This is a genomic window from Burkholderia stagnalis (assembly GCF_902830275.1).
Taxonomy (GTDB): Bacteria; Pseudomonadota; Gammaproteobacteria; order Burkholderiales; family Burkholderiaceae; genus Burkholderia; species Burkholderia stagnalis.
On sequence record NZ_CADESW010000024.1, the window covers coordinates 20,755 to 32,889 of the forward strand.

Sequence of the window (12,135 nt, forward strand, 5' to 3'; positions counted from 1 at the left end):
CTCAGCCGATCCGCCACCAGCGCGGCAGCAGGTCGCGCACCTCGCGCCGCCGGTAGCGGTCGTCGATCAGGTGCACCACACCCTCGTCGTGCTCGGTGCGTATCACGCGCCCTGCCGCCTGCACGACCTTCTGCAGCCCCGGATACAGGTAGATGTAGTCGTAGCCGTTGCCGAAGCGGGCGTCCATCGCGCGGCGCATCTGCTCGTTGACGTCGTTGACCTGCGGCAGCCCGAGCGTCGCGATGAACGCGCCGATCAGCCGCTCGCCCGCCAGGTCCACCCCTTCCGAAAACGCGCCGCCCAGCACCGCGAAGCCGACGCCGCGCCCGCCCGCGTCGAAGCGCGCGAGGAACGCGTCCCGCTCGGCCTCGGCCATGCCGGGCGCCTGCGCCCACACGGGCACGTCCGGATGGCGCTCCTGCATCAGCGCGACGACGCGCTGCAGGTAATCGAAACTGCTCAGGAAACTCAGGTAGTTGCCCGGACGCGCCGCGTACTGCCCGGCGATCAGGTCGACGATCGGCGCGAGCGAGCGGTCCCGGTCGCGCCAGCGCGTCGACACGTGGCTCGCGACGCGCACGGTCAGTTGCTCGGCGCGGAACGGCCCGTCGACGTCGAGCCAGCCGGTGTCGGTCGGCAAGCCGAGCGTGTCGCGATAAAAATGGAACGGGCGCAGCGTGCCGGAGAACAGCACGGTCGCGCGGGCGGCCGAGTAGCGCGGCGCGAGAAAACCGGCCGGCACCACGTTGCGCACGCACAGTGTCGATTGCACGCGGCGCCGCCGGCCGGCCGGCGCAACGCCGTCGAGCCCCGGCTGGCGCGGCGTCGGCTCGCCGTGCAGCGTCGCGTCGAAGATCGACGCCTCGTCGAACGCATCCGCGAGCGCGCCGAACTGGATTGCGTCGAAGTGGAAGCGCAGCAGCGCGTCGCCGTTCGCGCGCGGCGCGTCGGCGAGATGCTCGCCGATCGCCGCGACCAGGTTCTGCACGGCCGACACGAGCGAACCGGGGAGATCCGGATACGCGGCATAGCGCGTCTCCTGCGCGCGATTCAGCGCGCCCCACGCGCGGCCGAGCCGCTCGAACGGCTTGCGCAGCGCGGCCGGCGCCGCCTCGCGCGCGGCCGCGAACGCGAACGGATCGAGCGATGCGCTGTACATCTTGCGCGCGCGGTCGAGCAGGTTGTGCGCCTCGTCGACGAGCACGCCGATGCGCCACTGGTTCTGCTGCGCGAGCGTGTGCAGCATCGCGCTGCTGTCGTAGTAGTAGTTGTAGTCGCCGATCACCATGTCGGACCAGCGCGCCAGCTCCTGCGCGAGGTAGTACGGGCAGATGTCGTGCGCGAGCGCCGCCGTGCGCACCGTGTCGCGGTCGAGCAGCCCGCGGCCGATCGCGGCATCCCGCGCGGCGGCGAGGCGATCGTAGAAGCCGCGCGCGAGCGGACACGATTCGCCGTGGCACGCGTTGTCCGGATGCTCACACGCCTTGTCGCGCGCGACGAGTTCCAGCACGCGCAGCGGCAGCGCCGGCGTGCCCGCGCCGAGCGTCGTGGCTGCCTCGAGCGCGAGCGCGCGGCCCGGCGTCTTCGCGGTCAGGAAAAACACCCGGTCGAGCTGATCCTCGCCGCACGCCTTCAGCAGCGGGAACACCGTGCCGATCGTCTTGCCGATGCCGGTCGGCGCCTGCGCCATCAGGCAGCGCTCGTCGCGCGCGGCGCGATAGACGGCGACTGCCAGCTCGCGCTGCCCGCTGCGGAACCGCGCATGCGGAAACTGCAGCGCGCGCAGCGCCGCGTCGCGCGCGGCCCGGTGCGCGGTTTCGCGTTCGGCCCAGCCGACGAAGCACGCGCACTGCTCCGCGAAGAACGCCGCGAGCGCGTCCGCGCCGAGCGTCTCGCTCAGCACGGTCTCGCGCTCGTGCACGATGTCGAAATACACGAGCGCGACGTCGACCTCCGCAAGCCCGCGCGTCGCGCACAGCAGATGCGCGTACACCTTCGCCTGCGCCCAGTGCAGCGCGCGATGGTTGGCCGGCATCGCATCGAGGCTGCCGCGGTAGGTCTTGATTTCCTCCAGGCGGTTCGACACGGGGTCGTAGCCGTCCGCGCGGCCGCGCACGGTCAGCGTGCCCCATGTGCCCGTCAGCGCAATCTCGGTTTCATAGCGCGCGCCACGGCGCGACGTCACCGCGCCGTGGCCGGCGATGCCTTCGAGCGCGGTCGGCGCGGGCGTGAAGCGCAGGTCGAGGTCGCCGCGCCGCGCGGTGAACTCGCACATCGCCCGCACCGCGACGACGTAGCTCATGCGGATTGCCCCGCCGCCTCGGCACGCGCGACGGCATCGCCCGCCCATTCGACGTCCACCACGCGCACGGGCATCCCGTGCGCGACGCAGTAGCCGAGCCAGCGCGTCTGGTTGTCCTGCAGGCGATCGCCGGGCCCCTTCACCTCGATCATTTCGTAGCGCCGCGCGTCCGGCCAGAACCGGATCAGATCGGGGAACCCCGAGCGGTTGCTGCGGATGTCGGCGAGCAGGCGCGCGAACCAGAGCCGCAGATGCGCGGGCGGCAGGCACGCGAGCGCTTCGTCGAGCAGCGCCTCGCTCAGCACGCCCCAGAACACGAACGGCGACTGCAGGCTCGCCTTCGTCGCGAAGTGGCGGCGGATCGTCTCCTGGTAGGCGCCGGAATCGAGCTGCGCGAAGCACGCGGCGAACGCGTCCGCGCGACGCGCGGCGAAATCGGGCGCATGCAGGTCGGCCGGCCCGCGCTGGAACGGATGGAAGAACGCGCCCGGCACGGCGGCGAACACGGGCTCCCAGCACAGCAGCCCGAACAGCGAGTTGATCAGCGTGTTCTCGACGTAGTGGACCGGCGCGTCCGGTTGCGAGAGATGGTCGCGCACCGCGTACTCGACGCTCACGAACGCGTCCGGGCGCGCCAGCACCAGCGTGTCGCGCGGCACGTCCGGCGCGGCGGCCGCGCGTTCGGCCGCACGGCCGAGGCGCCGCCGCAGGCGCGGCAGCATCCGTTCGACCCGCTGGCGCTCTTCGTCGCTTTCGAACGCGGTGCGCGCATCGAGGGCGAGCGCGAGCGCGTCGTCGTCGCGGCCGCAGCGTTCGAGCACGCGAATCCGCCGGTGGCGGCTGCCGGGCCACGCGCTGCGCGCATACGCGTCGAGCGCGAGCGGCCACGCGCCGCGCCGCTCGCCGGCCTGGCCCACCGCGAACAGCAGCTTCGCGCGGCGCGTCTCGAGCCACGGCTGCCCGCAGGCGACCGCGCCGATCGCGTCGACGAGCGGGTCGAGCGCGGTGTCGTCGGGCCACGCGTCGAGCGCGTCACGGCACGCGTGCAGCGCGAGATACGCGTCGACGTCGCCGCGCTGCTGGAACGCGCGCGACGACGGCGCGAACGGCACGTTTTCGTACTGGAACACGCCGAGATCGGCGAGCACGAACTCGCTCCAGTCCTGATACAGATTGCCGAAGAACATCAGCCGCAGCCGGTCGCACAGCGCGCCGACCGTCACGCGCAGCACGCAGTCGTCGGCCGCCGGATGCCACGCGTCGAACGCCTGCGCGGCGGCGTCGTGCGCGGGCCGCAGCCGCTCGAGCCATTCGGCCTTGCGCTCGCCCGCCTGCGCGGCGAGCGCCGGAAACATCCGCAGCAGCTCGGCCTTGGTGGACAGCGCGAACACGTCGTCGAGCGTCAGCGCCGGCGCCGGATCGACCCAGCCCAGCGCGACGAGCGGCGCGGCGGCCGCGAGCGGGCAGCCGATTTCGTCGTACGCGAGCTTGCTGGCGCGGAAATCGGGCCCGTTGCGCATCAGCATCCGCACGAGCAGCGCGCGCGACGCCTGCGGCAGCAGCGCAAAGGCATGCAGGAACGCGCGTTCGCCGTCGTCGAACACGTCGCCGTAGCGCTCGCCGAGCCAGGCGAGCGCGCGCTCGAAATTGGTGAGGTAGTAGAACGCCGGGGGCGCTGGCGAGGCAGGTGTCACGGAAATCGGTCACTGTACATTTGTACAGGTGCGAATCATAGCAAATGTGAAACCGGCCGCGCGCGCGTCAGAACTGGTAATTGACCGACAGATCGAGCACGCCGTTCGTCGTCTGCTGCGTGACGGGGCTGTGCGCCGCGCGGCCGACGAGCTGCTCGATCGCGCCGTCCATCGTCAGGAACCAGTGCTTGTTCACGAACCAGACCATCGTCACGCCCGCGCCGACCGACTTGAGCCCGGCGCCCGACGAATAGCGCGGCAGCCCGGAACGTGCGGCCGCGCCGTCGCTGACGCCGAACCAGCTGTTCAGGTAGCGTGCGTCGGCGAACGACACGGTCGGCCCGGCGAACCAGAAGAAGTGCTCGTTGCTGCCGGGCAGCGGCATGTATGCGGACAAGTCGCCGACCCAGCCGTTCGAGCCGCCGAGGCTGCGCCGCACGTCCGCGCGCAGCACGAGCGGGAAATCCTTCGAGATCACGTAGTCGGCCGACAGCTTCATCACCGGCGCGGGGTTGATGTTGTCGAAGCCGTTCAGGTGGCCGACATCGTCCGACGAGCGGCGCCCGAGGTCGTAGCCCACCGACAGGCTGACGCGCCAGTTCGGGCCGCGCAGCACGTTCGCGCCGAGGCCCTCGCCGGTCGACAGGAAGAACAGGTCGCGGTAGCGCACGTCGACGTTCGGGCCGCCGAGCAGGCGATAGCGATCGGAGCCCGCGTAGCGCGGCAGGAACGCCATCCCCGCGCCGACGCTCACCTGCCAGGTCGGCGGGTTCGGTTCGAACAGCTTCATCAGCGGCACGCCCGCCGAATACTGCCATTCGCCGAGCGGCGACGGTGTCTGGGCATGCACGGCGGGCGGCATGGCCGCCGAGAGCGCCGCGACCGCCGACGCGCCAGACAGGAACCGGCGTGCGCCGGACGACAGCAACGGGCGAGCGATGACCATGAGCGGGTATCCGTCGGTTGCGCGAAACAGGGCAAACGCCGCACACCGCGTGCCGTACCGGCGAAACGCGCGCGGTACAAATGCAGCGTGCGCTGAATTAACGAACATCCTACGCGACGCGCGCGTGCGCGCCTAGCGCCCGCTGCATCCATGCGCCCGCCCCGCGACGGCGAACGTCAATCGCCGCGGCAGGTGCGCGCGGCGTAACGTAGACTTTCTGTGGATGCCTTCATCGCGAGCCGCGTTCATCCGCGTCGGGAACGCGGCTTGCCGATACGCACTCGCCAGACCGAAGGAGGTTCGACCATGACCGTCCACGCCACCGGCAGCCGCGCTGCGCGCGCATCGGCCGCCGGCCCATCCCGCGTGCTTGCGTCGCAACGCAAGCCGCCGCCAGACAAGACGGAAGAACGCATCGACGAAGGGCTGGAAGAAACGTTTCCCGCGAGCGATCCGCCCGCGATCGGCGGCGGCACCCGGATCGATCCGGCGAAGCCGTCCGGCGAGCGCGGCAAGCACACGCCGGCCACGCCGTCGAAACCGGACCGCCGCGGCCAGGCCAGTTCAGGCTAATAGCGGGCTTGCGAACGCGCGTTGCCGGTCGTCCCCCAAGGGGACTTCGTTCAGGGCGCGTGCCAGAAGCAAGGAACGCCGTTTGGCCGAGCCAAACAAGCGACGCGCGACGCCGCAATGCGGCCGGCAACGCACGTTCCCCTGATCTTGAAAGTTCATTCGCGGGGCTGGACGCATACGGCCCCGCACGACAACCGATGCCGCAAGATTTCGACGGCTCGGCCCCCGCCGCCGCGTCAGGCGACCTTGAACTGACCGACCGTCGCCGCGAGCTGGTGCGCCTGCGTCTGCAGCGCCGATGCCGCGGCCGTCGACTGTTCGACCAGCGCCGCGTTCTGCTGCACCATCTCGTCGAGCTGCGTGACCGCGCGGTTGACTTCCTGAATCCCGCGGGTCTGCTCGTTCGCCGCGTGGGTGATCTCGGAGATGATCGTCGTCACGTTCGCGACGTTGGTGACGATCTCGCTCATCGTCTCGCCGGCCTGGCGCACCTGCCCGGACCCGGCCTCGACGCTCGCAACCGTCGATTCGACCAGCACCTTCACCTCGCGCGCGGCCTGCGCGCTGCGCTGCGCGAGGCTGCGCACTTCCTGCGCGACCACCGCGAAGCCGCGGCCCTGCTCGCCCGCGCGCGCCGCCTCGACGGCCGCGTTCAGCGCGAGGATGTTGGTCTGGAACGCGATGCCGTCGATCACCCCGATGATGTCGCCGATCCGGCCCGACGCTTCCTCGATCTTCTCCATCGTCGAAACCACGTCCGACACGACCACGCCGCCGTGCGACGCGATCTTCGACGCGGCAGCCGCCCGTTCGTCGGCCTGGCCCGCCGCCGCGGCCGATTGGCCGACAGTCGCAGTGATTTCCTCCATCGACGCGGCCGTTTCCTCGAGGCTCGCGGCCGCAGCCTCGGTGCGCGACGACAAATCCTGGTTGCCGGCCGCGATCTCGTTGGCCGCCGTGCGCACCGATTCGCTCGCGTCGCGGATCTGCTGCATCACCTGCTGCAGCTTGTTCACGAAGCTGTTGAACGAGCGGGCGATGTCCGCCACTTCGTCGCGGCCTTCGTCGGGCAGGCGCTGCGTCAGGTCGCCGTCACCGGAACCGATCGCGGCCATCGCATCGCGCACCTGCGACAGGCGGCGGAACGCGGTCGCGGTGACCGCGCCGATGATCAGCGCCGCCAGCGCGATGATGACGACGAGCGTGACGACCGCCGTGACCAGGAACGAACGCATCGCCGCGGTCGCTTCGCTCTTGTCGAGCGCGACGAGCACGAACCAGTCGGTGCCGGGCACCGGCTGCCCACGGACGAGCTTGTGCGCGCCGGCGGCGTTCACCTCGAGGGGCGCGCTGCCCGACGCGATCGAGGCCGGGCTGACGCCGCCGAGATCGGCCGACACCTCGGCCACGGGCTTGAGCGTGAGCTTCGGGTCGGCATGCGCGACGATATGGCCCGCGCTGTCGATCAGCATGCCGAAGCTGGCCGGCGTCGGATGGATCGCCTTGACGTTCGCGATCACCGTATCCATCGCAACGTCCGCCGCCACGACCGCCTTGAGCACGCCGTCGCGCACCACGGGCGCTGCGAACGTGACGACCAGCTTGCCCGTGCCCGCATCGATGTAAGGCGGCGTGACGACCGGCTTGCCGGCCTGCGCGGCCTGCTTGAACCACGGCCGCCCGGTCGGGTCGTAGTCGGCCGGGATGCCGGTCGGGTCGGTGAACTTGAACGCCTTGTCCGCGTAGCCGACGTAGACGTTGATGAAGCCGCCGGCCGCGGCGATCTGCTTGAGCGCCGGCATCGCGTCGGGCGACAGCGTCGCGTCCTGCAGCGAGTCGATCATCTTCGATTTCGATGCGACCCACTCGCCGATCGCGCTCGCGTACAGGCTCGACGTGGACGACAGGCTGCTGTCGATATCGCCATCGCTGTACGTCTTCGCGACGATGGCGTTGATCAGGGCGCTCGCGACGAGCGCAAACGTGACGATGGCGACACTCACGGCAATAATCCGTGCGCGGATGGACGAGAACATGGCAACGACTCTGGTGGGGAGCGCGAACGCAAGATGGATGAATTCCCCGTGTAAACGGCGCGTCCGGCGCTTTCTTGAGGGGCGCGTGCACAAGATTGATGCATTGACGGCGCCCGCGCAAATCGGGGCCCGAGCTGCCGCGCATCGAGCGGCCGGGCACGGCCCGGCGCGGCGATGCAACGCCGTCAGCACATTGTCAGAACAACGTCAGCACAACGTCAGACCATCGTCAGCACGGCCGCGCCCGACACGCGTCCGGCGCGCAGGTCGTCGAGCGCCCGGTTCGCATCGGCGAGCGGGTAGCGCGTCGTCTCGATGTCGAGCGGGATCCGCCCCGCCAGCGCCATGAACGCGTCGCCGTCCGCGCGGGTCAGGTTCGCGACCGACAGCAGCCGGCGCTCCTCCCACAGCAGCGCATACGGGAACGACGGGATATCCGTCATGTGAATACCGGCGCAGACGACGGTGCCGCCCTTCTCCACCGCGCCGAGCGCGAGCGGCACGAGCGCGCCGACCGGCGCGAAGATCAGCGCCGCGTCGAGCGGCTCCGGCGCCGGCTCATCGCTGCCGCCGGCCCAGCATGCGCCCAGGCGCAACGCGAGCTGCTGCGCGACGGTGTCGCCCGGCCGCGTGAACGCGTACACGCGGCGGCCCTGATGCCGCGCGACCTGCGCGACGATGTGCGCGGCCGCGCCGAATCCGTACAGGCCGAGGCGCCGCGCGTCACCGGCCAGCGTCAACGCGCGGTAGCCGATTAGCCCCGCGCACAGCAGCGGCGCGGCCTGGACGTCGTCGTAGCCCGGCGGCAGGCGCAGGCAGAAGCGCGCGTCGGCGACCGTGCGTTCCGCATAGCCGCCGTCGAGCGTATAGCCGGTGAAGCCCGGCGTGTCGCACAGGTTCTCGCGGCCGCTCGCGCAGAACGCGCAATGGCCGCAGGTATGGCCGAGCCACGGCACGCCGACGCGCTCGCCGATCGCGAAGCCGCTCGTACCGTGGCCCAGCGCCGCGACGGTGCCGACGATCTCGTGACCGGGAATTACCGGGCGCTTCGGTGCGCGCAGGTCGCCGTCGACCACGTGCAGATCGGTGCGGCAGACGCCGCACGCGCGGACGTCGATCAGAAGCTGGCCCGGCCCCGGCGACGGATCGGGCAGCTCGCGCAGCGTCAGGTGCGGCGAATGGCCGTCATAGACGCTGGCTCGCATGCCGGGTGGGCTCCGTGGATGTGTGGCCGGGCGGCGCGTTGTCCGCCTGCCGGCCGTGATCGGCCTGCGCGGCCTGCTCGTCGAGCTTGCGCATCCGGTCGCGCAGGTGACGGATCGCAAATACGTGAACGTAGTCGTGCACGCGGGCATCGGCGGCCAGCGCGCGCACCTCGTCGTCGATCATCGTGCGCAACTGGTCTTCGCTGATCGCGCGCTGCGCGGCGAATTCCTTGAGGGATTCCAGCAAATTATCCCGGGACATCGACGGACTCCTTACAGTCGAGGCAAGCAGAGAGAGAGGGATCTATTGGCAGCGTATAGACAGACAGGCGATGCGACGGACGCTGCATCGCCGCGCCCTTGCGCTGCGTCAACGACGCGGCACGATGCACGGGCATCGGGCATCGGGCATCGGGCGTCGCGACCCGAGAAGAATCGGCAGCGGCCGGGCTGGTGCGGACTTGCGCCGCACGGGCAATTCGATGAAAGACGCACTTACCCCGAAAGCGCGGCGCCGACGCGCTGGCACGTCATGGACATGCATCAGCGGTCGGCGTAACAGCCAAAGTAGACCGGACGACACGCATCGTCAAGCCGCTCGACCTTTGTATCGTTCGTTGAAAAACGACCGGCCGGCGCCGCGCTTCCCGCCGCCATGCAGCGATGCCGCAGGTACGCGCAGGCATCGGGCGACGGCCCGCTTCGGGTAAACAACGAGCGTCGCATGCCGTGCGCGCCGCGCCCCGCCACACCGCGCGCGGCCGTCGATCGGCCGCGCGCGTGTCAGGAAATTCCTATGGCGCGGCGGATTTCCTGACGCCGACTTCAGCGTGCCCTGATTGGAAGCGCGCATTCCCCACACGATACTGATGCCATGGACAGACCGTTCATGCCGGGCCATCGCCCAGCCGGCCGCCGAGCCGGCACGCGGGTCAGGCGGAGGAGACCACTCATGTCATCTGGCACGTTTTCGAACGGCAACGGGCAACGGCGCACGAATGCCGAACCCAAGCCGGCATCCGACGCCGCGTCGCGCGACGATCTGGAGGCGCTGCTCGCGATCGCCCGCCAGGCCGGGCTGCTCGTCACGCTCGACGGGCAGATCGGCCGGGAGAAGTACCAGAGCATCGCCGGGTCGGTGGCCGCGCTGCAGCGGTTTGCCGCGGCGCTGCGCCAGCAGGCCACGCGCGAGGCGGCCGCACCGCCGGCGCCCCGGCATGCGACGCGACGCAGCCGCGCGCGCGTGCACCGGGGCCGGCGCTTCTCGCCCTGCCGGGCCTGCCCGCTCGAGGCCGTGCGCCACCATGCACACGCGCGCCACGGCGGGCGTCAGCGGCGCAGCGCGCGGCCGGGCTGCGCGTCCTGAGCGCCTACGCGGCCGGCGCGCCAAGAGGCGCACCGCTTCAGCGCCTCGCCGGCTCGGGCGACGCTCGCCCGCTCATTCTCCGATCGGTTGCAGGTCTTCCGGCTGGCGCTGGCCCGCGGTCGTCAATTCGCTGCACAGGCCTTGTACGACAATTTCCGCGTCGACCGTTTGCCTCGACAAGATGCCGGATCTCGGCAACACGTTGGTGTAGTAATGCGCGCCCTCCACCACGAATCCCGTCGCCCACATCCGCGAATGCGGCACGCCGCCGCGATCCTTGACGCGCAAGTCTTCGGCGATGTCGATCCCGCCCGGGTGATAGTCGCCGTTCATCAGCGGCCGGATCATCCCGCGCTTCAGCAGGCTGGCCGACAGCGTCGACGAATCGGTGAGCGGCGAGTATCGGTCCGATCGGGCCGCGATGACCACGTCGACAGCCGTGCGCTCCTCGTAGGCTTCATGCTCGACACACACCCGGTACGTCCAGTCGTCGCCGGTTTCGACGCGCGTGCGGGAGCCGCCCGCCACCTGAAGGATGCCGGCCTCGAACAGCGCGAGCCATTCCTCGTTGCGCCGTAGCGGCGGCCCGAACGAAATCCGGTTGATGATCGGGTTGAATTCCTCGATGAAGTATCGGTGCGACTCCGCCGACATGCCGTTGAATTCCACCGTGGCGCGCAACGCGTCACGCGCGTCGCGCAGCACGTCGGTCGCGGCCTTGTACCCGCTCGCGCAGTTGCCCCGGTACGCTTCCTGGAGATCTCGCTTCATCGCGTCGATGAACCATTGCCGAAACGCATCCGGCCGCTCGAACGTACGCTCGCGTATCGGCCACAGGATGGCGTGAACGATCCGCACTTCCTCCGCCGTCGGTTCGAACCCGGCCGGATCGACTTCCGCACCGCCTTCGGCGATGCGATAGGCCAGGGCCATTTCCTTGACGATCAGCGGAAGGACTTCCCGCGAGAAGTCGATGCCGGAACGCCCTGCCGCAATGGCGCGCCTGCGCAATTCGTCGGCCGCCTGCGGCGTGTAGAACCGGCACGCGTACTGCCCTTTCTGCCCCTTCTGATTGACGCCGCGCGCCGCGAAAGGCAGCGTGTGGCGCGACCCGAGCCAAATCCTCGGCTCGTGTCCCGACGGCACGTAAACCAGCCGATCGCCCGCCGTGCGATACGTGCCGCCACGGCCGATGGTCAGCGCCGACACGACGTCGTGGGCCGTCAGCCCCAGCCCCCGCACCGCGACGCGCGCGCCCGCATCGATCGCATCGAGCTTTTCCACCGGATACGGCGCTGCGACATAGGCGAGGTGCGGATTGAACGAACGCCCGGCCAGTGCGAATGCCGCCAGCTTCCTGTCCTCGTCGTCGGACGCCCGCGTGCCGTGCCCCGTCGCGAGCACGACGAACTGCGCGGCGATCGCGTCGGCGCGATCCAGATCGATCGCGTAGCCGCCCGCAGCCGGTCGAATGTCGATCGCCCTGGCGCGAACGTGACGGACCGCGATATTGGCCGGAAGCGCCGCCAGCACCTCGCGCCCGAATGCGGCGAGATACTTTCCGAGCAGGCTGCGCGGCAAATGGTGGCGCTCGGTCAGCTGCTCGCCGCCAGGCGCGACCTCGATCTGATACCCATCCGCGAAACGCCGGTATCCCTGGCGCTCGGCCCAATGCAGGAACGACGGCTTCGCGTCGCCGCCGACCGCGCTCACCGGCGGATACATCGTGATCTGCGCCGCGAGCGTATTGATCATCAGATGCCCGGCCTGCGCCGCGGAGTGCGCCCCCTCGCCGAGATCGCCCGGGTCGATCACCACGACCTCCAGGCGGACGTGGTCGGGAATGCTTTCCCGATATTCCAGCAGCCGCTCCAATATAGACAAGGCGCGTGGTCCGCCGCCGACGATCGCAAGCCGCAAACTCGCCATATGGCACTCCTTGGTGCACTGTGGCCCAGAATTCCGCGCAACGCCGGCATGGTGTTGCGCGCCCGGCGTCAACCCGCGGGCAGA

The 12,135-nt window shown here is 70.2% G+C and carries 8 protein-coding genes and 1 pseudogene; 2 read left to right on the forward strand and 7 right to left on the reverse strand.

Translation table 11 applies throughout. The features are described 5' to 3' along the window. Position 1 precedes the first annotated feature (1 nt). The 3 genes from HWY45_RS30410 to HWY45_RS30420 form a co-directional block, all read right to left on the reverse strand. Positions 2-2,302, reverse strand: coding sequence for an ATP-dependent DNA helicase (locus HWY45_RS30410; RefSeq protein WP_059880880.1), 2,301 nt, complete (start codon positions 2,300-2,302; stop codon positions 2-4). Beyond that, a complete protein-coding gene (locus HWY45_RS30415; protein ID WP_059880883.1) occupies positions 2,299-3,996 on the reverse strand; it encodes a VRR-NUC domain-containing protein in 1,698 nt (565 codons plus the stop codon). The genes HWY45_RS30410 and HWY45_RS30415 overlap by 4 nt, the downstream gene beginning before the upstream one ends. Before the next feature lie 67 nt (positions 3,997-4,063). Then, entirely contained in the window at positions 4,064-4,942 is an 879-nt protein-coding gene (locus tag HWY45_RS30420; protein ID WP_059880886.1) for a MipA/OmpV family protein, read from the reverse strand. Positions 4,943-5,248: 306 nt separating this feature from the next. Here HWY45_RS30420 and HWY45_RS30425 point away from each other — a divergent pair, with 306 nt between their 5' ends. After that, the gene (locus HWY45_RS30425) at positions 5,249-5,515 is read left to right on the forward strand and encodes a hypothetical protein (protein ID WP_059880888.1); all 267 of its coding nucleotides are present in this window, start codon (positions 5,249-5,251) and stop codon (positions 5,513-5,515) included. A 236-nt stretch (positions 5,516-5,751) separates the two neighbouring features. On the opposite strand, the gene HWY45_RS30430 is transcribed toward HWY45_RS30425, so the two are convergent. From HWY45_RS30430 to HWY45_RS30440, 3 genes are all read right to left on the reverse strand, one after another. Continuing rightward, on the reverse strand, positions 5,752-7,551 hold the full coding sequence (locus HWY45_RS30430) for a methyl-accepting chemotaxis protein (RefSeq protein ID WP_059566742.1): 1,800 nt from the start codon (positions 7,549-7,551) through the stop codon (positions 5,752-5,754). Between the two features lie 218 nt (positions 7,552-7,769). Then, positions 7,770-8,756, reverse strand: coding sequence for a zinc-dependent alcohol dehydrogenase family protein (locus HWY45_RS30435; RefSeq protein ID WP_059880891.1), 987 nt, complete (start codon positions 8,754-8,756; stop codon positions 7,770-7,772). Beyond that, the gene (locus HWY45_RS30440; RefSeq protein ID WP_059880895.1) at positions 8,737-9,018 is read right to left on the reverse strand and encodes a DUF3562 domain-containing protein; all 282 of its coding nucleotides are present in this window, start codon (positions 9,016-9,018) and stop codon (positions 8,737-8,739) included. Before HWY45_RS30440 ends, HWY45_RS30435 begins: the two co-directional genes overlap by 20 nt. A gap of 690 nt (positions 9,019-9,708) precedes the next feature. Here HWY45_RS30440 and HWY45_RS37500 point away from each other — a divergent pair. Then, positions 9,709-9,933 (forward strand): annotated as a pseudogene (locus tag HWY45_RS37500) (hypothetical protein); the annotation flags it as partial. Between the two features lie 261 nt (positions 9,934-10,194). On the opposite strand, the gene HWY45_RS30450 reads toward HWY45_RS37500, so the two are convergent. Further along, positions 10,195-12,051 (reverse strand): FAD/NAD(P)-binding protein, encoded by a 1,857-nt coding sequence (locus tag HWY45_RS30450; protein ID WP_063888846.1) that lies wholly within the window; start codon positions 12,049-12,051, stop codon positions 10,195-10,197. Positions 12,052-12,135: the final 84 nt, after the last annotated feature.